The organism is Roseobacter sp. N2S (genome assembly GCF_031454055.1).
Classification (GTDB): Bacteria; Pseudomonadota; Alphaproteobacteria; order Rhodobacterales; family Rhodobacteraceae; genus Amylibacter.
Window position 1 is genome coordinate 85,298 of sequence record NZ_JAVDQB010000003.1, and the last position, 22,880, is coordinate 108,177.

The 22,880-nt window shown below is 55.6% G+C and carries 22 protein-coding genes; 18 read left to right on the plus strand and 4 right to left on the minus strand.

Going from position 1 to position 22,880, the window contains the following annotated elements:
* Nucleotides 1–157: 157 nt before the first annotated feature.
* The gene (locus GGE09_RS09535; protein ID WP_309745884.1) at nucleotides 158–1,231 is read right to left on the minus strand and encodes a TauD/TfdA family dioxygenase; all 1,074 of its coding nucleotides are present in this window, start codon (nucleotides 1,229–1,231) and stop codon (nucleotides 158–160) included.
* 262 nt (nucleotides 1,232–1,493) lie between these two features.
* Between GGE09_RS09535 and GGE09_RS09540 the strand changes: the two genes are divergently transcribed.
* Nucleotides 1,494–1,682, plus strand: a complete 189-nt coding sequence (locus tag GGE09_RS09540) for a hypothetical protein (RefSeq protein WP_309745885.1) — start codon at nucleotides 1,494–1,496, stop codon at nucleotides 1,680–1,682.
* A 122-nt stretch (nucleotides 1,683–1,804) separates the two neighbouring features.
* Here GGE09_RS09540 and GGE09_RS09545 read toward each other — a convergent pair whose 3' ends face one another.
* The gene (locus GGE09_RS09545; protein ID WP_309745886.1) at nucleotides 1,805–4,216 is read right to left on the minus strand and encodes an FAD-dependent oxidoreductase; all 2,412 of its coding nucleotides are present in this window, start codon (nucleotides 4,214–4,216) and stop codon (nucleotides 1,805–1,807) included.
* Nucleotides 4,217–4,374: 158 nt separating this feature from the next.
* Here GGE09_RS09545 and upp point away from each other — a divergent pair, with 158 nt between their 5' ends.
* Nucleotides 4,375–5,004 carry a uracil phosphoribosyltransferase gene (gene upp / locus GGE09_RS09550; RefSeq protein ID WP_309745887.1) on the plus strand — a complete coding sequence of 210 codons (630 nt, stop codon included), beginning with the start codon at nucleotides 4,375–4,377 and terminating at the stop codon, nucleotides 5,002–5,004.
* An 81-nt stretch (nucleotides 5,005–5,085) separates the two neighbouring features.
* Nucleotides 5,086–5,934 (plus strand): carbon-nitrogen hydrolase family protein, encoded by an 849-nt coding sequence (locus GGE09_RS09555; RefSeq protein WP_309745888.1) that lies wholly within the window; start codon nucleotides 5,086–5,088, stop codon nucleotides 5,932–5,934.
* Nucleotides 5,935–6,055: 121 nt separating this feature from the next.
* Here the strand turns inward: GGE09_RS09555 and mdh are convergent, their stop codons facing one another.
* On the minus strand, nucleotides 6,056–7,018 hold the full coding sequence (gene mdh, locus GGE09_RS09560; RefSeq protein ID WP_309745889.1) for a malate dehydrogenase: 963 nt from the start codon (nucleotides 7,016–7,018) through the stop codon (nucleotides 6,056–6,058).
* Nucleotides 7,019–7,344: 326 nt separating this feature from the next.
* A complete protein-coding gene (locus GGE09_RS09565; protein ID WP_309745890.1) occupies nucleotides 7,345–7,659 on the minus strand; it encodes a hypothetical protein in 315 nt (104 codons plus the stop codon).
* Nucleotides 7,660–8,006: 347 nt separating this feature from the next.
* On the opposite strand from GGE09_RS09565, the gene GGE09_RS09570 reads away from it, so the two are divergent.
* The 15 genes from GGE09_RS09570 (at nucleotide 8,007) to GGE09_RS09640 (ending at nucleotide 22,865) form a co-directional block, all read left to right on the plus strand.
* The gene (locus tag GGE09_RS09570) at nucleotides 8,007–8,879 is read left to right on the plus strand and encodes a CoA ester lyase (protein ID WP_309745891.1); all 873 of its coding nucleotides are present in this window, start codon (nucleotides 8,007–8,009) and stop codon (nucleotides 8,877–8,879) included.
* A gap of 12 nt (nucleotides 8,880–8,891) precedes the next feature.
* A complete protein-coding gene (locus tag GGE09_RS09575) occupies nucleotides 8,892–9,464 on the plus strand; it encodes an NnrU family protein (RefSeq protein WP_309745892.1) in 573 nt (190 codons plus the stop codon).
* The gene (locus GGE09_RS09580; RefSeq protein ID WP_309745893.1) at nucleotides 9,461–9,664 is read left to right on the plus strand and encodes a DUF1737 domain-containing protein; all 204 of its coding nucleotides are present in this window, start codon (nucleotides 9,461–9,463) and stop codon (nucleotides 9,662–9,664) included. The genes GGE09_RS09575 and GGE09_RS09580 overlap by 4 nt, the downstream gene beginning before the upstream one ends.
* A 2-nt stretch (nucleotides 9,665–9,666) precedes the next feature.
* Nucleotides 9,667–10,701, plus strand: a complete 1,035-nt coding sequence (locus GGE09_RS09585; RefSeq protein WP_309745894.1) for a MaoC family dehydratase — start codon at nucleotides 9,667–9,669, stop codon at nucleotides 10,699–10,701.
* Between the two features lie 337 nt (nucleotides 10,702–11,038).
* Nucleotides 11,039–11,425 carry a succinate dehydrogenase, cytochrome b556 subunit gene (gene sdhC / locus GGE09_RS09590; RefSeq protein ID WP_309745895.1) on the plus strand — a complete coding sequence of 129 codons (387 nt, stop codon included), beginning with the start codon at nucleotides 11,039–11,041 and terminating at the stop codon, nucleotides 11,423–11,425.
* A gap of 12 nt (nucleotides 11,426–11,437) precedes the next feature.
* Nucleotides 11,438–11,818, plus strand: a complete 381-nt coding sequence (gene sdhD, locus GGE09_RS09595) for a succinate dehydrogenase, hydrophobic membrane anchor protein (RefSeq protein WP_309745896.1) — start codon at nucleotides 11,438–11,440, stop codon at nucleotides 11,816–11,818.
* A gap of 15 nt (nucleotides 11,819–11,833) precedes the next feature.
* On the plus strand, nucleotides 11,834–13,639 hold the full coding sequence (sdhA, locus tag GGE09_RS09600) for a succinate dehydrogenase flavoprotein subunit (protein ID WP_309745897.1): 1,806 nt from the start codon (nucleotides 11,834–11,836) through the stop codon (nucleotides 13,637–13,639).
* A 9-nt stretch (nucleotides 13,640–13,648) separates the two neighbouring features.
* Nucleotides 13,649–13,960 (plus strand): hypothetical protein, encoded by a 312-nt coding sequence (locus GGE09_RS09605; RefSeq protein WP_309745898.1) that lies wholly within the window; start codon nucleotides 13,649–13,651, stop codon nucleotides 13,958–13,960.
* Nucleotides 13,961–13,988: 28 nt separating this feature from the next.
* A complete protein-coding gene (locus tag GGE09_RS09610; protein ID WP_309745899.1) occupies nucleotides 13,989–14,276 on the plus strand; it encodes a hypothetical protein in 288 nt (95 codons plus the stop codon).
* A complete protein-coding gene (locus GGE09_RS09615; protein WP_309745900.1) occupies nucleotides 14,273–14,587 on the plus strand; it encodes a hypothetical protein in 315 nt (104 codons plus the stop codon). Before GGE09_RS09610 ends, GGE09_RS09615 begins: the two co-directional genes overlap by 4 nt.
* Before the next feature lie 134 nt (nucleotides 14,588–14,721).
* A complete protein-coding gene (locus GGE09_RS09620; RefSeq protein WP_309745901.1) occupies nucleotides 14,722–15,501 on the plus strand; it encodes a succinate dehydrogenase iron-sulfur subunit in 780 nt (259 codons plus the stop codon).
* A gap of 114 nt (nucleotides 15,502–15,615) precedes the next feature.
* Nucleotides 15,616–17,301 (plus strand): calcium-binding protein, encoded by a 1,686-nt coding sequence (locus GGE09_RS09625; protein ID WP_309745902.1) that lies wholly within the window; start codon nucleotides 15,616–15,618, stop codon nucleotides 17,299–17,301.
* 254 nt (nucleotides 17,302–17,555) lie between these two features.
* Nucleotides 17,556–18,743, plus strand: a complete 1,188-nt coding sequence (locus GGE09_RS09630) for a type III PLP-dependent enzyme (RefSeq protein WP_309745903.1) — start codon at nucleotides 17,556–17,558, stop codon at nucleotides 18,741–18,743.
* Between the two features lie 221 nt (nucleotides 18,744–18,964).
* A complete protein-coding gene (locus GGE09_RS09635) occupies nucleotides 18,965–21,130 on the plus strand; it encodes a calcium-binding protein (protein ID WP_309745904.1) in 2,166 nt (721 codons plus the stop codon).
* Between the two features lie 91 nt (nucleotides 21,131–21,221).
* Complete coding sequence (locus GGE09_RS09640) at nucleotides 21,222–22,865, plus strand: FAD-binding dehydrogenase (RefSeq protein ID WP_309745905.1); 1,644 nt, start codon at nucleotides 21,222–21,224, stop codon at nucleotides 22,863–22,865.
* Nucleotides 22,866–22,880 lie beyond the last annotated feature (15 nt).

Here is a 22,880-nt window from a genome sequence, read left to right on the forward strand (position 1 = left end):
AGCGGGTTATGTTTAAGCTGCTGTTTTTTATCGTATTAATGGGGCGGTTCAGTGTCTTGGAAAATCCTTAGCCGCGCCGGTTACAAAAACGATACTCGGTTTCCTAAAATATTCACCAACGGGTGAGTGAGGGTCACTTTTACGGGAAAAAATGCGTTTATTCGGCGGCCTCAACCCATTTTTCTTCTGTTGTGGAAATGGTAAAGACTGTCTCTACTCCTGTGTAAATAGCTTGTAATTGTTGATTTTTTGCATCTGAAACCGCGTGAAGCACCCGTTTGTTGTCAAGGATCAAAGCCTCCCCGGCGCTCAGGGAGACGGGCACTGCCATGGCGGGGTCGTGGATCAGGGCGCTAAGCTGGCGGTAGGCCGCGTAATAGGCGGTCAATTGATCGAATGGCACGTCCACAATCGGCGCAATACAGCGGTTGTCAAAGCGCAGCCCGACCAGTTGCCCATCGGGGGCGATATTAATCATCGGGCGGCGTGCATGCTGGCGTTTTCCACCTGTTGACTGCTGTTCAAATCGTGCGGGATGGCCTGCCAAAAGATCAAAGCCCCGCGGGTTGTTATCGCGCAGCCGCTCGGCAATGCGGAACCCGTCAACCAGTAGGATGTTTGCGGCCTTAGACTTATTCTCAAGGCTGTAGAATATTTTCAGTTCTGGCATTTCAGTCAGATAGGTTTTGCCCGAGTGGGGTGTTTGGGGGCTGTTGCAGCACGCTTTAGCGCTGTTTTCAGCTTGGGTTTGCAGCAGATCAAAAGGGCAGCTGCTCTTCTCAAGCCGTTTTACAAAGCCGAAGCGCCGAAAGTTGTTGTGTTGCTGGTGTTGGGCGTAGCCTGTGTTGGGCCGCGCAGCCAAGACGGGTGCCGACGCGGGGTAATGGCGGGAATTATCCCAAGGCTGCGCCCCTTCTGGCAGGTAAAAGCCGCCGGTTTTGTCATAGTCATAGGCGTTGCGTTTCAACCATTGGGACGGAAAGGCGAGGGTTTTCTCTTCTGGCGCGAAGCTGACCTCAATGGCGCCGTTCAGCGCCGTTGCGGTCTGGATGCGAATGTCCACAGGTACGTCACTCAGGCTGATCAAACGCCGCCCGTCCTGCGCCCCGCGCGAGCTTGCATCAAGGGCGTTATCGCGCAGCCAGACCGCGTGGAACCTGTGCTGCGCCCCATCCAGAAAGCGGATCGTCAGGTGATCGCCTGTTGCGGATACTGTCACTGTTTCTGCCATGTCCTGTCCTCGAAATAATACTGTTGTGCTGAAATTCATCCGCGCGAGGGCGTTGCCCCGCAGCCAAATCCTAGCCTGCCATCTTGCCTGTTTTGGACCTATAGCGCAGAAACATCGCAGTATTATGACAGCCTGAGCGTATATATTTGTATACTGAAATTCAGGCAGGGCAGGGATTTGCGGCGCAGAGTGCGCTGTTCACAGGGGTTGACCCAAGGCGGGGCTTTGCGCTCTAAAGCGCAAAAAGAGTGGGAAAGATGCGATGATCAATTTGACGCTGGAAAACGGCAAAACAATTATGGTTGGGGTGACTAGCCTGCAAGCGGCGATTACAGGGGCGACGGGGACGGGCGCTGTAATCGTTCTGGGCGGCGGGATCATGTATGACGTGCGTGAAGGCCCCGCAGAAATCGCGGCTTTGCTGGAAGACTACAAAAAGAACAACGCTTAAGGCAGTTGGACTGGCACATAGTGAGTGACTGAGAGGCGCCTTCTGGCGCCTCATTTTGTTTTAGCCCTGCTTGGCGGGGCGATGCCTCCGGCGGGGATAATTTTCCCAAAAAGAGCTTTGGCTTAGGATTTGGGAAGCTTGTTTTCTGGGTCATAGCGACAGGGTTCTACAGTTCGCGCCGGTACGGGCTGGCCAATGACTTCAACCATCAGGTTTTCCGTAGCTTCTGGCTTGATGAAGGCCATTGCGATGTTTTTGCCTGTGCGGTGACCCCAATCGGCGGAGGTGACGGTGCCAACAACCTGTCCGTTTTGCACAACACTGTCGCCCGCCTGCGCAGGGGCGTTGTCAGAGTCGAGGACCAGAGTCACAAATTTGCGGCGCAGGCCTGTGGACTGGGCAGCCTCTAAGGCGGCTTTGCCGATGAAATCCGGTTTTTGCAGATTCACAAAGCGGCCAAGGTCGGATTCAAACGGGTTAAATTCGGTGATCAGGTCGGCTTTCCAGTGGCGATAGCCTTTTTCCAGGCGCATGCTGTCCACCGCACGGGCACCAAAAAGGCGAAGGCCATGGGCCGCGCCTGCTTTGCGCAGGGCAAGATAGGCGGCGTAAAGCTGGGCGTTGGGGACGTGGATTTCATAGGCGTGTTCGCCGGAAAAGCTGACGGACATGATCACCGCAGGGGCGATGCCGATGAAGGCTTCGCGCACCGAAAGCCACGGGAATGCCGCCGCAGACCAGTCACCCCGTGCGACCTGTGTCAGCACGGCGCGGGCTTTTGGGCCTGCCAGTACAAGGATGGTGTGTTCATTGGTCAGACTGCGGATCTGCACGTCTTCATCGGCGCGAATGTTCTGGGTCAGCCAGTCCATATCGTGATATTCTGCCGCCGCTGCCGACCCGTACCAGACGCGCCCGTCAGGCAGGTTGGCGATGGTGGCCTCGGCCTTGATATTGCCCTGATGGTTCAACAGATAACCCAGCCCGACGCGGCCTGTTTTTGCGGTGATCCTGCCGCAGAACATACGATCCAGAAACGGGCGCAGGTCGGTGCCGGAAAGTTCGAACCGGTTGAAACCGTTGACTTCTGTCAGGCCAACGGCAGTTTGAACGGCGTTGACCTCGGCTTTCACTACGTCAAAGACCTCGTTGTAATAATAGCCGTGGGTCTCGGTGAAATCTGGTGTGGGTTTGATGTAATCCATCCGCTCCCATCCATTAACCACAGTAAATTCCGCGCCTTCCGCCGCAAGGATCGGGGTAAGGGACGTGGTTTTGGCGTGACGCCCAGCTTCGCGATGTTCATGGGGCAGGTGAAAGCGGAATTCGTTTTGGTAATCCTCAATGGCTTTAAGGGCGGTTAATTCCACATTGGCATGGCCGGTGAAACGGCGCGGGTCGATGCACCATGTGTCGTAACAGGCCTCGCCGTGGACGATCTGTTGGGCCAGCAACCAGCCGTGGCCGCCGCCTTCACCGATGCCAGCGCGCAGGCCGATGATGCAGAATGCGTTGCGCTTGTTCGGGATCGGGCCGACCAGCGGTGCGCCGTCGATTGTGTAGGTGATCGGGCCGTTAACAATGGTGCGGATGCCGGTTTCCATCAGGGCGGGCATGCGAGCAAAAGCGCCCTCCAGCACGTCGGTCACACGATCCAGATCATCTGGGCACAAAGCGTTGACGAATTTCGGATCAATTCCGTCCATCCCCCAGGTTTTGCAATCCTGTTCATAGAACCCGACCAAAAGGCCGTTCTTTTCCTGACGGCAGTAATAATCGCTGATCGGGCAGCGCAGCAGGGGCATGCGATGGCCTGCCTCTGTGATGGCGGGGATGTCCTCGGTCAGGAAATATTGGTGCTCCATTGAGGTGACAGGATGCTGGACACCCATCATGCTGGCCACTTCATTGACGCGGTAGCCACAGGCATTGACCACGATTTCGCAGTCAATATCGCCTTTTTCTGTGTGAACCGTCCAACTGTCATCTTTGTGCTGGGTCAACTTGGTGACGGGGGTGTGGCGATAGATTTCCGCGCCTGCCTTGCGTGCACGCCGCGCAAGTGCCTGACACAGTTGCGCAGGGTCGATATCGCCGTCCAGCGGATCCCACAGCCCGCCAATCAGATTATCGGTTGAAATCAGCGGATGACGGCGGGCGCATTCTGCCGCGTCGATTACTTCAAAATCTACATCCATGCCTTTGGCAACGCTGGCGAAATGGGCATAACCATCCATCTGCGCCTGTGTGTTTGCCAAGCGAATACCACCATCGCCGTGATGATAGTTGATCGGATAATCCTTATCCTCAGCCAGTTCCTTGTACAGATTGATGGAATGGGTTTTCAGCCCCACCATAGTCTGGTTCATCCCGAAATTCGTCACCTGCGCCGCCGAATGCCATGTGGTCCCCGAGGTCAACTCGTCCCGCTCCAGCAAAACAACATCGCTCCACCCTTCCTGCGTCAGGTGGTACAGGGTTGAACATCCGGCAATACCGCCGCCAATAACAACAACACGGGTCTGGGTTTTCATCTGGAATCCTTTGGGCGTTAAGTTGATGCAGATAGGCAGGGGCAGCGCCTCCCCGTCAATATCAACCGCTTGTTTCAGATTTTCCGATGCCTGCGGTTTTTGTTTGTGAAACCGCGCGCAGAGTGGGAAAAGGGGCAAAATCTGAAAGGCTGCCGCGCATGCAACATCTTACAATCGTCGATCACCCGCTGGTTCAACACAAACTGTCGCTGATGCGTAGGGTGTCTACGCCCAGCAACCAGTTCCGCCAGTTGTTGCGTGAAATCAGTCACTTGCTGGCTTATGAGGTAACGCGCGACCTGCCGATGACCACCGAAACCATCGACACGCCACTGTGTCCGATGGAAGCCCCGATGCTGGATGGCAAGAAGCTGGCCTTGGTGTCGATTCTGCGGGCGGGCAACGGATTGCTGGATGGCGTGCTAGAGCTGATCCCCTCGGCGCGGGTCGGCTTTGTTGGTCTGTACCGCGATGAAGAAACCCTGCAACCCGTGCAATATTATTTCAAAGTGCCCGAGGGTATGGACGAACGGGTTGTCATTGCCGTTGATCCAATGCTGGCCACGGGCAATTCGTCAGCCGCAGCAATTGATCTGCTGAAATCCGCAGGGGCCACAAACATCAAATTCCTTTGTCTGCTGGCTGCCCCCGAAGGCGTTGCGCGGATGAAAGAGGCCCATCCGGATGTACAGATCATCACCGCCTCCTTGGATGAGCGTTTGAACGAGCTGGGCTATATTGTTCCTGGCCTTGGCGACGCGGGCGACCGGATGTTTGGCACAAAGTAAGTTGCGCTGCGCCGCTCTCGCGGGCTAAGCTTCGAAGGTCGCGCCAAAGGTGCGGCCTTTTGCGTATTAAAGGAGCCGCTGATGAGCAGAATGTTGAACCTTGCCTGCCTGCAAACCCGCGCACAGCCTGATTTTGAAACCGCACTGGACGCGGCACTAATCCTCGCCAAACAAGCCACATCAGAAGGCGCGGACCTGCTCTGCCTGCCGGAATATTGCGGCGGGTTGAAGACCGAAGGGGATAGTTTCGCCCCGCCCGTGGCCGAAGAGTCTGCTCACCCCGTCCTGAACGGCCTGCGCGACTTTGCATCCGCCAACAGCGTGGATATTCTGATCGGGTCCATCGCTGTCAAAGGCGCTGGCCCCAAGCTGAAAAATCGCAGCTTTTACGTTGATAAATCGGGTGAAATCCTTAGCCGTTACGACAAAATCCACCTGTTTGACGTGTCCTTGTCCGAAACCGAAACCTACCGCGAAAGCGATTGCGTCGAGCCGGGCAATCAGGCGGTGGTGGTGGACACCCGCTTTGGCCGTTTTGGCCATTCCATCTGCTACGACCTGCGTTTCCCACAACTTTACCGTGACCTTGCCCAAGCTGGCGCCGAGATTCTGCTTTGCCCCGCTGCCTTTGCAGTGCCCACAGGCAAAGCCCATTGGCATGTGCTAAACCGCGCCCGCGCCATTGAAAACGGCGTCTTTATGGTTTCACCGGGTTCCGTTGGTTCCGTGCCAGGGGGCGGTTCCACCTATGGCCATTCTGTGGTGGTAAATCCATGGGGCGAAATCCTCGCTGATGGCGGCCCATCAGAAGGCGTCGTTCATGCAAAACTGGATCTGGACCTCGTCGCCCAAACCCGCGCCCGCGTCCCCAGCCTCAGCCATGATCGCCCCTATCACGCACCCGCCACCGAAAGCCGGAAAGTGGCCTAACCCGTTCCATTTTCTTTAAATATCCCCGCCGGAGGCTTCTGCCACAGCACCAAAGAAAAAGCCCCGCAAATCAATCGCGGGGCTTTCGACAATTCAACAGGGGTAAAACCCCCCAGACGGTTTACTTCAAAGTGCCGTCGATTTCCTGACAGGCTGCAACCAGACCTTTAACCGCATCAACAGATTTGTCGAACATGGCTTTTTCGTCTTTGTTCATGTCGATTTCGATGACTTTTTCAATGCCACCGGCGCCGATCACAGTTGGCACACCAACATACATGCCGTTCAACCCGTAAGCGCCATCCACGTTTGCCGCACAAGGCAGCACGCGTTTTTGGTCTTTCAGATAGGCTTCGGCCATTTCAATTGCAGATGAAGCAGGGGCGTAAAACGCGGAACCGGTTTTCAGCAGGCCAACGATTTCAGCACCACCATCACGGGTGCGCTGGATGATCGCGTCCAGTTTATCCTGTGTGGTCCAACCCATTTTGATCAGGTCAGGCAAAGGAATGCCTGCAACGGTGGAATAACGTGCCAATGGAACCATTGTGTCGCCGTGGCCGCCCAGCACAAATGCTGTCACGTCTTTGATGGACACTTTGAATTCATCCGCAAGGAAGTGACGGAAGCGTGCGCTGTCCAGAATGCCAGCCATGCCGCAGACTTTTTCTTTTGGCAGACCCGAAAATTCGCGCAATGCCCAAACCATGGCATCCAGCGGGTTGGTGATGCAGATCACAAAAGCGTTCGGTGCGTGTTTCGCAATGCCTTCGCCAACGGATTTCATCACTTTCAGGTTGATGCCCAACAAATCGTCGCGGCTCATGCCTGGTTTGCGTGCAACACCGGCGGTTACGATACAAACGTCTGCGCCTGCGATGTCGGCGTAATCGTTTGCGCCGCTCATGGTTGCGTCATAGCCGTCTACAGGGGCGGCCTCTGCAATATCCAACGCCTTGCCTTGTGGAATACCTTCGGCAATGTCGAACAAAACAACGTCGCCCAATTCCTTCAAAGCTGCCAAATGCGCCAGTGTGCCGCCGATCTGGCCTGCGCCGATCAATGCAATCTTTGCTCTCGCCATGTTTCAAACTCCCGTGTGATGTGAAACTTGCCCGTGTGCTACCGCCATTGGCTGGTCAGAGCAAGGAGCATTTATGAAACCATACGAGCGTCAGGCGCGGGGATGTTGTGTAAGCATCTGTCTTAAAAGGATTATATTTTACTGCCTTTGCTTTGCATTCAGCTCGGGAATAGCGCCCGTCCGGCATGCCGTGGTATACATTTTGATTCGAATTTCAGCGTATTGTTCGCGCCATGTGTGTGCACTGACCTCCAAGTCAAAAACCGCAGCACCCTGATTGGGTGCTGCGGTTTGCAAATCCAAAAGGAGGGGAGGAGCCTAAAGTCTTAGGCCTTTTCTCCGCGTTTCAAAGCCGCGTCCTCTATGTGTTCAAAGGCGTTTCCAGCGGCCACAAGGCAGGTCATGCCATTGGGCAAGGTGATAACAATTGTCCAGGTCCCGCTTTCCGCGCTGGCATACATTTCCACTACACCGTTATTTGCCGCCAACCCGACAGACCGGCGGGTTTCACCGTATTTGGTCTCCAACCGCTCTACCACTTGGGTGCGGCTGGCGCAGTTTGCTTGCTGCGCATGAGCGGCCTGATGGGCCATGATCACCCCGAGAAAGCCCAGGGACAGGGCAAAAAGGACTCTTTGCATCTTTCTTCTCCGTCATTTGGACGGGGGTGGCGAAACCGGCCTTTTCCCAAAGGATTTGCGCCCACGGCCCGAACGTTTGTGATCACAGGACTGCTTCCGATCCATGAACTGGCGGCCAACCGGCCGGCCCGTCCCCCCTGTGTTTGTGTGATCAAAGACTGGCACCAAAGAGGAAAAGAATGGTTAACAGGCCGCTCTGCTACGGGGTTTTCGGGGGCGTCGCGCAATAAAACTGCGCAAAACATAGGCATTCGGTCGCATTGTTGCGCAAGCCCGTTGCGCTGGGGCGACGTTTGTGGTTGATCCTGACGCGCAAACAGACCGTCCCTAATTTCCGGAGCCCGCCGATGGACCTCTCAAATCGCCCTTATCGTTCAGTGTTGTATATTCCAGGGTCCAAGACCCGCGCGTTGGAAAAGGCCCAAGGTTTACCCACCGACGGGATTATCTTTGACCTCGAAGACGCCGTTGCCCCTGATACCAAAGCCGAGGCACGGGGCTTTGTTGCCGATGCTCTGCGGGATCTGGATTACGGCAGCCGCGCGCTTATGGTGCGGATCAACGGGTTTGAAACCGAATGGGCAATGGATGATCTGGCCGTGATCATGGCCAGCGCGCCAGATGCGATCCTGCTACCCAAAGTGTATTCTGCTGCGGATATCGAAAAACTGGCGGCGATTCTGGACGAGGATGCAAATTGCGCCCACACAAAAATCTGGGCGATGATGGAAACCCCGCTGGCCATGCTGAACGCCCGTGAAATTGCCGCCGCCCCCCGTATGGCGGGGATGGTGTTGGGGTCTAACGATCTGATTAAGGACTTGGGCGCACAGACCGATCCTGCTCGCACCGCATTGCACACTTCCATCGGGCTGTGTTTGCTTGCGGCCAAAGCCTATGGGCTAATCTGCATTGACGGCGTCTATAATGCGTTTCGCGATGTCGAAGGTTTGCAGGTCGAACTGGATCACGGTCGTTTGTTGGGGTTTGACGGAAAATCCCTGCTGCACCCCGATCAACTGGCCCCGACAAACACCGCCTATCGCCCCTCGGATGCGGAAATCGAACTGGCCAAACGTCAAATGGCCGCATTCGAACAGGCTGAGTCTGACGGAAAAGGCATTGCAGTGCTGGATGGCAAGATTGTAGAGAATCTCCATATCGTCACCGCGCAGGCTTTGTTGGCCAAAGCGGATGCAATCGCAGCCAGTGAAACCTAAGGAACACCAGCAATGACACTTCTCTATATCGGCATCGCTATTTGGATCCTTGTCCATATCCTGAAACGGGTCGCACCGGGCCTGCGCGCCGCATTGGACAGCACCTTGGGGACGGGGCCTGCAAAAGGCGTGATCGCGCTGCTGCTGGTTGTGTCAATTGTGCTGATGGTGATCGGCTACCGCGCCGAACCCTATGACCCTGTTTATGCGCCGATGGCGGGCATGGGGCATCTGAACAACCTGCTGATGCTGATTTCGGTCATGCTGCTGGGGGCAGGGTCGTCCAAAGGCAAAATGCGCAGCTGGTTCCGCCACCCGATGCTGCTGGGCGTGATCCTGTGGGCCTTTGCACATCTGTTAGTAAACGGCGATTTTGCCTCTGTGGTGCTGTTCGGCGCAATGGCCGCTTGGGCGGTTCTGGAAATCCTGCTGATCAACCGCGCAGAACCCAACTGGACCCGCCCTGCACCGGGCCCGATCAAAGGCGACATCCGCCTGTTTGTCATCGCGCTTGTGCTTTACGCCATCATCACCGGCATCCACATTGCGCTGGGCCATAACCCGTTTTTAGGAACTTACGCATGATTGTTTACCGTCTGATCACCGAGGATGACACCTCGCAATTCTGCCACCGCGTGACCGAGGCTTTGTCCAAAGGCTGGTCGCTGCACGGATCGCCTTCTTACGCCTTTGACGGTGCAAACGGCGTGATGCGCTGCGCACAAGCTGTCACCAAAGAAGCCGAGGGCGAATACTCCCCCGATATGAAACTGGGACAAGCCTAACCATGATCAAAACCAACGCAGGCCGCTTTTTCGAAGATTATACCGTAGGCGAAACCATCCAGCATGCGGTGCCACGCACCGTTTCTGGCGGGGAGCGGGCGCTGTACCACGCGCTTTATCCCGCGCGCCACGCGCTCTATTCATCCGATGAATTCGCCCGTGCCAGCGGCTTGCCTGCCTCACCACTGGATGATCTGGCAGCATTTCACGTGGTGTTTGGCAAAACCGTGCCGGACGTCTCGTTGAACGCGCTGGCCAATCTGGGCTATGCCGAAGGGCGTTTCCTGAAACCTGTCTACACAGGGGATACATTGCGTACCACGTCGCAGGTGATCGGGTTGAAACAGAACTCTAACGGCAAAAGCGGTGTGGTCTGGGTCCATTCCAAAGGCTTCAACCAGCATGATGATGTGGTGATCGACTACAAACGCTGGGTCATGGTGCGCAAACAGAATCTGGATGCAGCAGCCCCTGAAACCGTGATCCCCGATCTGGCTGCTGTGATCGACCCCGCTGATCTGGCGATACCAGAGGGGCTGAATTTCAGCAGCTACGACTTCGCACTGGCAGGCGAAGCCCACCGCGCGGCGGATTATGCCATTGGTGAAAAGATCAACCACGTGGACGGCGTCACAATTGAAGAAGCCGAACATATGATCGCCACCCGTCTGTGGCAGAATACGGCCAAGGTGCATTTCGATACTTCGGCCCGTCCAGATGGCACGCGCCTGATTTACGGAGGCCATGTGATTTCTATGGCCCGCGCCCTGTCGTTCAACGGCCTTGCCAATGCGCAGATGATCGCAGGCATCAACGCAGGGGCCCATGCAAACCCCTGTCTGTCAGGCGATACAATCCGCGCCTGGTCCGAAGTTCTGGACAAAGCCGAAACCTCTGCTAAAGGCGTCACCGCAATCCGCTTGCGTCTGGTGGCCACCAAAGGCGACAGCGCGGATATGGACCTGCGCAACGCTGATGGGAAATACTGCCCCGATGTGCTGCTGGATCTGGACTATTGGGCTTTGATGCCTTCCTGATCCGACGCGGCCCGTTTTGTGGGGCTGTCCGGATTTGGATATTTATCCCAAAAAGAGGCCCGTCGGGCGTGTCAAAGCCCCGATTGGCCTCCATTTTCTTAAAATATCCTCGCCGAAGGCTTCCGACGCTTTTTGATTTGCGCAGGGGTGTGTGGTTTGGCGCGGTGAGTCTCTGGATTTGTGATCACACCAATATTTTCGTGATCACAAATTCGGGAGAGATCGTAAAAAACACGACATTTGAGGGGGCTAGAGCGGCAAATAATTCACACCTTCTCTATGACTTCCTGTAATTCTTTGCTAACAACGCCACAGCAAGCTGATCAAGAGGTGCCTTATGGCAGACGTGAATCGAGGCAATCGCCCGCTATCTCCACATTTATCTATTTACCGTGTAACCATCACCATGTTCGTTTCGATCATGAACCGGATTGCAGGTGCCGGAATGGTGCTGGCGGCTATTTTGATCGTCTGGTGGCTGATGGCTGCGGCCTCGGGACCGGCGTATTTTGATACGGTGAACGGTTATCTGACCTCTTGGCTGGGATTGCTGATCCTTGTGGGGTCGCTCTGGGCTTTGTGGTTCCACTTCCTTGGCGGGCTGCGCCATCTGGTGATGGATTTCGGCATCGGCTACGAGTTGAAAACCGTCAATATGACCGGATGGGTTGTTCTGATTGGCAGCTTTGTGCTGACGCTCATCAGCCTGATCTGCATCATTTAAGGGACGAAGAACATGTCATATAAAACTGATCTTGGCCGTGTTATCGGTCTGGGAACCGCCAATGAGGGTGTTCACGAATGGTTTTCGGGCCGTGTGCTCTCTGTTGCGCTGATCCCTTTGTCCATTCTGTTCCTGTGCTTCGTCGCTCCGCTGATCGGCGAGGATCACGCTACTGTAGTGGCCGCCTTTCAAAACCCGTTTAAGGCCGTTGTGGTGATCCTGTTCTTTCTGGTGGCGTTTAAACACCTGGCCGACGGGCTGAAAGAAATCGTTCTGGATTACGTCCACGGTAAAGCGCTGCTGGCGATCACTTTGGTGTCCACGCGCTTGATCTGTTACTTCTTTGGGGCCGCTGGTGCCTTTGCTGTTGCCAAAATCGCCTTTGCCGGCTGATCGGAGACCAAACTAATGTCCGCTTATGAATATGTAGATCACACTTATGATGTTGTTGTTGTTGGCGCTGGTGGCGCTGGCCTGCGTGCCACGCTTGGCATGGCTGAACAGGGGCTAAAAACCGCCTGTGTAACCAAAGTTTTCCCAACCCGTTCCCACACGGTTGCGGCACAGGGCGGCATTGCGGCGTCCCTGTCCAACATGGGGCCTGATAACTGGCAGTGGCATTTGTATGACACTGTTAAAGGGTCTGACTGGTTGGGTGATACGGATGCGATGGAATACCTCGCCCGTGAAGCCCCCAAAGCTGTGTATGAGCTGGACCATTACGGTGTGCCTTTCTCGCGCACCGAAGAGGGTAAAATCTATCAACGGCCTTTCGGCGGCCACACCACCGAATTTGGCGAAGGCCCACCGGTTCAGCGCACCTGTGCTGCTGCAGACCGCACAGGCCACGCCATTTTGCACACGCTTTATGGCCAATCCTTGAAAAACAACGCGGAATTCTTCATCGAATATTTCGCGCTGGATCTGATCATGGCCGAAGACGGCACATGTCAGGGTTTGCTGGCTTGGAAACTGGACGACGGCACCATCCACCGCTTTAATGCCAAGATGGTTGTTTTGGCCACGGGCGGTTATGGCCGTGCTTATTTCAGCGCCACATCAGCCCACACCTGCACAGGTGACGGTGGTGGCATGGTGGCCCGTCAGGGTTTGCCATTGCAGGATATGGAATTCGTGCAGTTCCACCCCACCGGTATTTACGGCTCTGGCTGTCTGATCACCGAAGGCGCACGGGGGGAGGGCGGCTATCTGACCAACTCTGAAGGCGAACGCTTTATGGAACGCTATGCGCCGACCTATAAAGACCTTGCCAGCCGTGATGTTGTATCCCGCTGTATGACGATGGAAATCCGCGAGGGGCGTGGGATCGGGAAAGACGGGGATCACATTCACCTGCACCTGAACCACCTGCCACCCGAAGCACTGGCCGAGCGTCTGCCCGGTATTTCCGAAAGCGCACGCATCTTTGCGGGTGTTGACCTGACCAAAGAACCGATCCCTGTTCTGCCAACCGTGCACTACAACATGGGCGGCATTCCGACCAACTATTGGGGCGAAGTGCTTGATCCGACCAGCCGTAACCACGATAAAATCTTCCCGGGTCTGATGGCTGTGGGCGAAGCAGGGTGCGCATCGGTTCACGGGGCGAACCGCCTTGGTTCTAACAGCTTGATCGACCTTGTGGTCTTTGGCCGTGCTGCGGCGATCAAAGCGGGTGAGATTATCGACCCCAAAGCCAGCAACCCGGCACTGAACATGGCCTCGGTTGAAAAGGCGATGGACCGGTTCGATGCCATGCGCAATGCCAGCGGGTCGATCCCGACAGCGGAATTGCGTCTGGAAATGCAAAAAACCATGCAGGCAGATGCGGCTGTGTTCCGCACCGATAAAACGCTGGCAGAAGGCGTTGAGAAAATGACGGCTGTGGCGGCGAAGATGGATGACATCAAAGTCACGGATCGTTCGTTGATCTGGAATTCAGATCTGATGGAAACGCTGGAACTGGACAACCTGATGCCGAACGCTTTGGCTACCATTGTTGGTGCCGAAGCACGTAAGGAAAGCCGTGGTGCCCATGCCCATGAAGATTATCCCGAGCGGGATGATAAAACATGGCGCAAGCATACTTTGGCGCGGGTCACTGGAAATAAAGTGAAACTGTCCTACCGTGATGTGCATCTTGATCCGCTGACGGCTGAAAAAGACGGCGGCATTGATCTTAAACGGATCGCACCCAAAAAACGGGTGTACTAGGAGGCTGGTGTGAACAGGTTCAATTCTTGTCTGAACGGGGTGGTTGCGGGGCTTTGCCTGACGCTTGGCTTTGCTGAAGGCGCCAACGCCCGTCAGAGAATTCCTCTGTCGGCGGCCATGGCACAATGTGACACGCAATCCCTGCGCTACAGCCGCCAGCTTGCGGACGGGGCGGCGAATACCCCGTCACAATACAAGTTGAACCGTCACTACCGCACCTGCGTTTATGCCAAATCAGGCCAGTATCCACCAAGTGTAAAGACCCCCACAGGCATTCGCTTGTCCGGGTCGGCGTCCATTGGCATCGTGGTGCGGGACTAGGCGGTTTCTGACCGGGAAAGGACAGAAGATGAAAAAGACACTGATTGGCTGCCTGATGGCAGCAACCTTATGCGCAGGGGCCGCATCAGCAGGGCGCAGCCCGCAGAAAACGCTGGATCAGGCCATTGATATCTGCACCGAGCGGGCGATCATATTTGGCCGTAAACCTTTTGGCCTGTACGGGGATGAACCCCCACCCTATCGCGTTCAATCCGATTACCGCGCCTGTGTCTGGGCCTATGCCCATCAATACCCCCAAAGCCCGGTAGAGTACCGCGATCCTCTACCCACAGTGCTGCGCAATGTGCTGAAATGAAACAGGGCGCGGCATTGACTGTAACGACGATTGTGATGGCGCTAGCGCCTGTGATGATGGCCTGTGTGCCCGTGTCACAGACCACAGCCCCCCGTATGTCGCTGGTTGATGCCCAAACCCACTGCATCGCGCAGGCCAACAGCTACGCCAACCGGCCGCTGATGATCCCCGATGCCAGTGGCACTATTCAAGTCGGCTTGCAGGCAGAACTGCCCTCGCAGTTTTATGTGAACGATTTTTACAAACGCTGTTTCCGCGCCAATGCGGGGCAGAATCCCCAGACCCTCCCCGACCTGCCAGCTTATGGCTAGGGCAGGGGGGCCACACCGCTACGATAGACAGACGCAACACGAAACCCGAGATTGACTGGAACTCTTCCCAGCCACAATGTTAAGACAGCTACAAGCATTCGAAGATCGAACGCGCAGTTAGGAAGACGCATAAAATGGTAGAACTCACCCTTCCCAAGAACTCCCGTATGACCGTTGGTAAAACATGGCCAAAACCGGAGGGCGCGACCAACGTCCGCGCGTTCAAGATCTACCGCTGGAACCCCGACACAGGGGAAAACCCGCGGGTGGATACCTATCATCTGGATATGGACACCTGTGGCCCGATGATTCTGGACGCGCTGATCAAGATCAAAAACGAAATTGACCCCACGCTGACCTTCCGTCGGTCCTGCCGCGAAGGCATCTGCGGGTCTTGCGCCATGAATGTGGGCGGCATCAACACGCTGGCCTGTATCTATGGTCTGGATGAAGTAAAGGGCGATGTGAAAATCTATCCGCTGCCCCACATGCCTGTGGTTAAGGATTTGATCCCCGACCTGACCCATTTCTACGCCCAGCACGCCAGCATCATGCCCTGGCTTGAAACCAAGACCAACCGCCCACAAAAAGAGTGGCGCCAGTCGATCGAGGATCGCAAGAAACTGGATGGTCTGTATGAATGCGTGATGTGCGCCTCTTGTTCCGCATCCTGCCCAAGCTATTGGTGGAACAGTGAAAAATACCTTGGACCAGCCGCTTTGTTGCATGCTTACCGCTGGATTATCGACAGCCGTGACGAAGCCACAGGTGAGCGTTTGGACGATCTGCATGACCCGTTCAAACTGTACCGTTGCCACACCATCATGAACTGCGCGCAGACCTGCCCCAAAGGGTTGAACCCTGCCAAAGCTATCGGTGAAATCAAAAAGATGATGGTCGAACGCACCATGTAATTTGGCCAGATACCAAAACTTTAACGCTGTCCCGATACGCATTAGGGCAGCGTTTTTGTATCTGGCGGTCGGGGGGCGGCCAGAAAGCCGTGACATTTAAAAGGGTTACCGCATATGAGCAGCTTTATAAAAACCAGCAAACTGATCGCCCTTGGCAGCAGCCATTCCCCCTATTCTGTGTCGATAGATATGACTGCCACAAACAAGGGCGGGTTTGCCTTTGTCTGGGAAGATACCAATGGCAGTGATAGCAATGTTTATCTGGATGTTCTGAACGGCAAAGGAAAATTCCTGTCAAATGCCCGTTTGATCGGTGCCACCGCGCAAGATGACACCAAACGCCCTGCTGTGGCGATTTTGTCAGATGGGGATATTGTTGTTTCGTATCAAGATAATACGGAAATTTCACAGGCGGATGTGCGGGTGGAATACCTGAACGCCGCAGGCACGCAGACCCAAAAGACACTTACCATTTCAGGCAACACGGACGCCAGCGACAACGCCTCTGAACTGCTGGCTTTGTCGGACGGTGGTTTTGCCATTGCCTATGACAGTTACGGGCGCAATTCCCTGCATGAAGTAATCTACCGTACAGTGTCGGCCAAGGGACGGCTTGAAACAGGTGAACTACAGGTAAATCAAACCACTGAAAGTTCGCAAAAACAGGGGCAATTGGTGGAACTGTCGGGCGGGCGCACGCTTGTGACTTGGGAATCGCGCAATGTAGACGGGTCGTTCTACGGGGTAATGGCGCGGATTTATTCAAACAAGGGTCTGCCAGAAACTGGCGAGTTTCGGGTCAACATCTATTCATACGACTCACAAGCCGATCCTGTGGTTGCCGTGCTGTCCGATGGCCGTCTGGCCATTGCGTGGCGCAGTGACGGCCAGGACGGTGACGAGGGCGGCATATTCGTGCGGCTATTGAACGATGACGGCAGTTTTGCCAGCACAGAGATTTCAGTCAATACACTGACGCAGCACAATCAGGCTGTGCCTGCGATTGCGGCAACGGCTGATGGCGGTTTTGTGGTGGTCTGGCAATCGGCCGTGGGCAACGATCCGATCGTTCACACCTATGCCCGCCGCTTTGATGCGGATGGCGCCCCGATTGAAGGGCAAAAACAGATCAGCACCAACAATAACACCTTTGACGGCGCGCCTGTTGCCACGGGCCTGTCGGATGGGGGCATCGCAATTGCCTGGGCGCATCTGAATGACAATCAGGACGGGTTTGATTATGTGGCCCGCACCTTTGACGGTGCACTTTATGGCACCCAAACGGCGGACCACCTGCGGGACGCAGTTGGGGCCAACGATCTGTTCGGGCGCGATGGAAATGACAAATTATTCGGCCTGTCTGGCAAGGACAGGATCGAAGGCGGACAGGGCGATGATGCCTTGTTTGGCGGTCAAAGTCGGGATGTATTGTTGGGACAAAACGGATCGGACCGGATGTTTGGCGGCGCAGGCGCTGACCGATTGAGCGGCGGTAAAGGCAAGGATACACTGGCTGGCGAAGCTGGTGCCGATCGCTTGACAGGGGGGAACGGCGCAGATGTGTTTGTTTTCCGCGAAGCCTTTGGCAGTGACACAATCACCGATTTTAAATCCGACCAAGACAAACTGCGCTTGGATGCCGACCTGTGGGGGGACGGCCTGAACAAAGCCCAAGTCCTGAAACAATTCGGCGCGGAAACTGGTGACGGTTTTGAGTTTTCATTTGACGGTGGTGAAACCCTTCTGTTGCAGGGATTAACCGAGTCTGACATCAGCGTTAAGGATTTCGCAATCGTTTAGGCCCGCGCATAAACTGGGCCACGCATAAACAGGGCATGACTCCAAAAATCGGCAAAAGAATCCCGCCATAAAATTTTTTTCAATTGGGTGCAGAAAGTATATTGCACGACTCAACGTTCTGCCCCATATGCGGCTTTAAGACGCCAACGCACGCGCCTCTGGCACGATGGTCTAACCGCACGGTTATGTAGCGACGGTAACGTCTCCTTTGGAAATGAGCGGCCATAGATGGCCGGTTCTAGTGGAGATGCATCATGAATGCTTTTGTCGCCGACTTCGCGGTCGCTAACCCTGTAATAGTACCCTCTGTTCACCGCCAATTGCGCTTGGAAACCTTCCTGCGCACAGCGCGGTTTGATCGCCCGACTTTGGTTCTGGATATCGACCAAGTCGAAGCCCAATACCACGCATTGTCCGCAGGTCTGGGCCACGCGCATATTCACTATGCTGTCAAAGCAAACCCGCATGACGCCATTCTGGCGCGGCTGGTGCAGCTTGGGTCCGGCTTTGATGCAGCGTCCCGCGCTGAAATCGAAATGTGCCTGTCCCACGGGGCTGCTCCGTCACGGATTTCCTTTGGCAACACAGTGAAAAAGGCCGCCGACATTGCCTTTGCTTATGGCGCTGGCATCACATTGTTTGCAGCAGACGCCGAAGAAGAACTGGACAAAATCGCAGCGCATGCACCGGGTGTACAGGTTTACATCCGCCTGATTGTTGACGCCTCCGAGGCCGACTGGCCCCTGTCGCGCAAATTCGGCTGCGCCCGTGACAAAGCCTTGTTCTTGCTGGGCTATGCCCGCGATCTGGGTCTGGTCCCTGTTGGCTTTTCCTTCCACGTTGGGTCCCAAACCCGCCGTGCGGAAATGTGGACAGCAACGCTGGACCAAATCGCAGGCATCTGGCACATGGCACGCGCCCAAGGGTTCGACTTGACCTTGCTCAATATTGGCGGCGGTTTTCCGGCCTTTTACGGCGAAGAAATCGAAGCAGCCACACCCTATGCGGCCCGCGTGATCGACCTGATCCGCGCCCGTTTCGGCGACGTTCCCCATATCATGGCGGAACCGGGTCGGGGTTTGGTGGCCAATGCAGGCATGATCGCAGCCGAAGTGGTTCTGGTGTCACGCAAATCGGACAATGACATGTACCGCTGGGTGTACCTCGACATTGGTAAATTCTCGGGTCTGGCCGAAACCATGGACGAAGCAATCCGCTATCAGTTCATCACAGACCGCGACGGCGACGACACCGGCCCTTGCATTCTGGCAGGTCCAAGCTGTGACAGCGCCGACGTTCTGTACGAAAAACGCCCTGTAAACCTGCCTTTGGGTTTGAAATCAGGTGATCGCTTTATGATCCGCAACTGCGGGGCTTACACATCGACCTATGCCAGTATCGGCTTCAACGGTTTCCCTCCACTGGATGTGGTGGTGATCTGATTACCGAAATATCCAGATAGCCCGAATATCCAGATAGAAAGTGCACAGAACAGCGGCTCTCGGGCCGCTGTTTCTCGTTCCGGACAGGGGATTGAAAAGACTGGAAAATCACCATTTGCAGAGGCAGCCAATGGCTGCAAGTACCGAGTATTGCCAAAAACATTGATATTTCCGCCTTTTTACGGCACTTTTGAAGTATTGTTTAGCAAAGGATTGAAGTCATGCCTGCATATCCTGCTCAACGGGGATACATCCGAAGTTTTGTCGATCTGGGAAATGAGACTTTGGTTAATGCCGAGATAACGTCCCATCAACAAGACGCCGAAGTTACGATTCTCAGCAACGGCAATATCCTGGTAACCTATGAATCCAACCTTCAGGACGGGTCAGGGTTGGGGGTGTTTTCCAGAATATTATCCCCAGATGGGCAATACCTGTCAGCGGATTTGCAGATGAATGTCACCACAGCGGGGGATCAGACCAACCCGCAGGTGGTCGCGCTGGACAACGGGCGGGCGATGGTTGTCTGGCAAAACTCTGGCGACATCTGGTATCGGATTGTCGAAGCAGACGGCACCTCGCCTGCGGGGGAGTTTCAGATCAACGAAACCGTATCCGCCAATAACTTTCGGATCGAAAAATTCGGATCACAGGACTTTTTCATAACATGGGAGTCAAATGACGCAGCGCCCGGAGGCTCTAGCATCGGCGTGTTTGGCCAGCGGTTCAGTTTTAACGGCACCAAGGAATGGACCGAAATCCGCATCAATGACGCCACTGATTGGGGGCAGCGCACTGCGGATACCGCCGAATTGAACAGCGGCACGGTTTTCACCGTGTTTCAAAGTCAGGGCCAAGTGGGCGCGATCAGTGAACAAGGTATCTATCTTCGCAACTTTTCGAACACTTCCACTTTGGTTGGCAGCGATATTCTGGTGTCAGATGCAGTTGGCACGCCAGAAACCCAGCCCCAAATAGAAGCCCTTTCAGACGGCGGCTTTGTGGTTGCCTATTTTGTCGGCCAAGAGGTTTACGCCAAAACCTATCTGAACACGGGTGCGGAAATTCCAGCAACCTTGACCCATATTACAGACGGAATCGGCGGACAGACCAACATGGGGTTCAAATTGCTGGCACTGTCAGACAACCGCTATGGTGTGGTTTGGGTCAGTCCGGGCAATTTCAACAATGACATCCACTACCGCGTGCTTGAGGCGGATGGCACAACGGTGACAACCGGCCCCGTACACAGTCTGACCAATGGCACGCAAAATTTTCCCGAAGTACACGCGCTGCCCCAAGGGGGATTCATCACCGCCTTTGTCACGGGCAACAGCAGCGCATTGGATGTTCGAATTGTGCGCCACGCAGAGGATGGCACCCCCGTCGGGCCGCCCATGCAGGTGGAATACCCCGTCAATACACATACCACCAACGCCCAGTTTGACGCCAAAGTTGCGGTGACGCAGGACGGGCAACTGGTTGTCACATGGCAGTCCGTCAATCAGGACGGCTCGGGCAATGGGGTGTATCTGCAACGGCTGGATGTATCGACCCTTGGCACCAGCGGGAATGATACGATGCAGGGCACGGGCAGCGGGGATTTCCTTGGCGGCTGGCTGGGAAAAGATACCATAGCGGGTGGAAAAGGATCTGACACGCTGGAAGGTGGCAGCGGAAAAGATGTTATTTTTGCCGGCGCTGGCTTTGATTTTGTCTACGGCGGGTTTTCTGATGACCGCTTGTATGGGGCAAACGGCAATGATCAGCTGTATGGCAGTTTTGGTGACGACAGCATCTATGGCGGGGCCGGACGGGATGATATTGCTGGGGAGGAAGGCAATGACGCTTTGTTCGGGGGCGGCGGTAAAGATGTTTTGACTGGCGGAGCGGGGGCCGATTCACTGGTGGGCGGCGGCGGTAATGACAGTCTGGCAGGCGGTGGTGGTCGGGATCAATTGCTTGGCAGCGCCGGCAAGGATGAACTGGATGGCGGCGGCGGGGCGGACACCCTGTCTGGCGGCAGCGGTGACGACAGCTTGGGCGGCGGCTCTGGCGCGGATGTCTTGAAAGGGGGACGTGGACGTGATGTTTTGGAAGGCGGAACGGGCAACGACACCTTAAAAGGGCAGGGCGGTGTTGATGTGTTTGAATTCACCGTCGGTTCAGGCGCGGATGTGATCACGGATTTCAACCTTTTGACCAATGAAAAGCTGCGCTTGGATGTGGACCTGTGGATTGGCACAAAAACCGCGCAACAGGTGCTGGACGATCACGCCACAGTGGTGGGATCGGACACGACCTTTACTTTTGGCACGGACCAATTGGTGCTGAAAGGCGTCAGTGATCTGAACACGCTGGTCGATGACATTCAGTTTATAGTGTAGCGGCCCGTTTTCCTATCGCGCTGCGTCATTTTAGTTTTTCTTCCTTCCTGTGCGACGCTGTTCTAGGCTTGCCCATCAGCGGAGGACGATTATGGGCAAAACCTATCAGACAGATGTGATTGTAATTGGCAGCGGTTTGGCAGGACTGGTTGCCGCAAGTCAGGCGGCGGCGCGGGGGCGCAAGGTTCTGATCCTCGATCAGGAAGGTGCGCAATCCATTGGCGGGCAGGCGTTTTGGTCACTGGGGGGGTTGTTCATGGTGGACACGCCCGAACAGCGGCGGATGAAGATCAAAGACACCCGTGCCTTGGCCTGCCAGGACTGGTACGGATCAGCCCAATTCGACCGCCCAGAGGACGCCAACCCCAAAGCCTTTGCCGAAGCTTATCTGGATTTCGCCGCAGGCGAAATGCGCCCGTGGCTGCACAGTCTGGGCATGCGCTGGTTTCCTGTTGTGGGCTGGGCCGAACGGGGCGGCGGGCAGGCCCATGGTCACGGCAATTCGGTGCCGCGATTTCATCTGACATGGGGCACAGGACCCGGTGTTGTGGCCCCGTTTGAAAAGGCCTGTCTGGCCGCAAGCGATGCAGGCCAGATTGAATTTGCCTTTCGCCACAAGGTCACAGGCATTGATTTAAAAGGGAAAACCATTTCGGGCGATGTGCTGGAACCCACCGATGCCCCGCGCGGGCAATCCACATCTCGCAAGGGAATTGGGGATTTTACGGCCTCGGGCGACAGCATCATCATCACCACAGGGGGCATTGGCGGCGATCATGATACGGTGCGCCACTATTGGCCAACAGATCGCCTTGGCCCGGCGCCGAAAAAGATGGTGGCAGGGGTGCCTGATTATGTGGACGGACAGATGCAACAACTGGCTGAACAGGCGGGGGCAGGGGTGATCAACGCCGATCGCATGTGGCATTACTGCGAGGGCGTAGAGAACTGGAATCCGATCTGGCCAAACCATGGTATTCGTATCTTGCCCGGCCCGTCCTCCCTTTGGTTCGATGCGCTCGGCAACCGGATGGAGGCCCCGTTTCTACCCGGATTTGACACTCTTGGAACGTTGAAACGAATTCTGTCCACGGGGCATGAACACAGCTGGTTTATCCTGACCCAAAAGATCATCGAAAAAGAATTCGCCCTGTCAGGGTCGGAACAAAACCCTGATTTCACCTCGGGAAAGTGGATCGAAGTGCTGAAATCGCGGCTTGGCAAAGGGGCCACCGGGCCTGTTGAGGCGTTCAAAAAGCACGGCGTGGATTTTGTGGTGCGCGAGTCACTGGACGATCTGATCACGGGGATGAACGCACTGACCCCTGAAACGCCGCTTGATCTCGCCCATATCCGCCAACAAATCGAAGCGCGGGATCGGGAGATGGGCAATAAATTCACCAAAGATGCGCAGGTGACGGCGATTCACGGGGCGCGGAATTATCTGGGGGATAAGCTGATCCGCACGGCCAAACCCCATGAGATTCTGGACCCAAGCGCAGGCCCGTTGATCGCGGTGCGCTTGAATGTGTTGACGCGAAAATCCCTTGGCGGCTTGCACACCAACCTGAAGTCACAGGTGCTGGACGGGCAGGGCAATGTGATCGAGGGCATCTATGCCGCGGGCGAGGTTTGTGGTTTCGGCGGCGGCGGCTACCACGGCTATAACGCGCTGGAAGGCACGTTTCTGGGGGGCTGTATCTTTTCCGGAAAACTGGCAGGGGATAACGCCTGATCGGTTCAAAGGTGG

Coding starts and splice junctions, on each gene's coding strand:
- sdhC (WP_309745895.1), top strand. CDS start 11,039: ATGGCAGACGTGAATCGAGGCAATCGCCCGCTATCTCCACATTTATCT.
- GGE09_RS09570 (WP_309745891.1), top strand. CDS start 8,007: ATGGACCTCTCAAATCGCCCTTATCGTTCAGTGTTGTATATTCCAGGG.
- GGE09_RS09585 (WP_309745894.1), top strand. CDS start 9,667: ATGATCAAAACCAACGCAGGCCGCTTTTTCGAAGATTATACCGTAGGC.
- GGE09_RS09580 (WP_309745893.1), top strand. CDS start 9,461: ATGATTGTTTACCGTCTGATCACCGAGGATGACACCTCGCAATTCTGC.
- GGE09_RS09565 (WP_309745890.1), bottom strand. CDS start 7,659: ATGCAAAGAGTCCTTTTTGCCCTGTCCCTGGGCTTTCTCGGGGTGATC.
- GGE09_RS09635 (WP_309745904.1), top strand. CDS start 18,965: ATGCCTGCATATCCTGCTCAACGGGGATACATCCGAAGTTTTGTCGAT.
- mdh (WP_309745889.1), bottom strand. CDS start 7,018: ATGGCGAGAGCAAAGATTGCATTGATCGGCGCAGGCCAGATCGGCGGC.
- GGE09_RS09625 (WP_309745902.1), top strand. CDS start 15,616: ATGAGCAGCTTTATAAAAACCAGCAAACTGATCGCCCTTGGCAGCAGC.
- GGE09_RS09535 (WP_309745884.1), bottom strand. CDS start 1,231: ATGGCAGAAACAGTGACAGTATCCGCAACAGGCGATCACCTGACGATC.
- GGE09_RS09620 (WP_309745901.1), top strand. CDS start 14,722: ATGGTAGAACTCACCCTTCCCAAGAACTCCCGTATGACCGTTGGTAAA.
- GGE09_RS09640 (WP_309745905.1), top strand. CDS start 21,222: ATGGGCAAAACCTATCAGACAGATGTGATTGTAATTGGCAGCGGTTTG.
- GGE09_RS09555 (WP_309745888.1), top strand. CDS start 5,086: ATGAGCAGAATGTTGAACCTTGCCTGCCTGCAAACCCGCGCACAGCCT.
- GGE09_RS09610 (WP_309745899.1), top strand. CDS start 13,989: ATGAAAAAGACACTGATTGGCTGCCTGATGGCAGCAACCTTATGCGCA.
- sdhA (WP_309745897.1), top strand. CDS start 11,834: ATGTCCGCTTATGAATATGTAGATCACACTTATGATGTTGTTGTTGTT.
- GGE09_RS09575 (WP_309745892.1), top strand. CDS start 8,892: ATGACACTTCTCTATATCGGCATCGCTATTTGGATCCTTGTCCATATC.
- GGE09_RS09545 (WP_309745886.1), bottom strand. CDS start 4,216: ATGAAAACCCAGACCCGTGTTGTTGTTATTGGCGGCGGTATTGCCGGA.
- GGE09_RS09630 (WP_309745903.1), top strand. CDS start 17,556: ATGAATGCTTTTGTCGCCGACTTCGCGGTCGCTAACCCTGTAATAGTA.
- upp (WP_309745887.1), top strand. CDS start 4,375: ATGCAACATCTTACAATCGTCGATCACCCGCTGGTTCAACACAAACTG.
- GGE09_RS09615 (WP_309745900.1), top strand. CDS start 14,273: ATGAAACAGGGCGCGGCATTGACTGTAACGACGATTGTGATGGCGCTA.
- sdhD (WP_309745896.1), top strand. CDS start 11,438: ATGTCATATAAAACTGATCTTGGCCGTGTTATCGGTCTGGGAACCGCC.
- GGE09_RS09540 (WP_309745885.1), top strand. CDS start 1,494: ATGATCAATTTGACGCTGGAAAACGGCAAAACAATTATGGTTGGGGTG.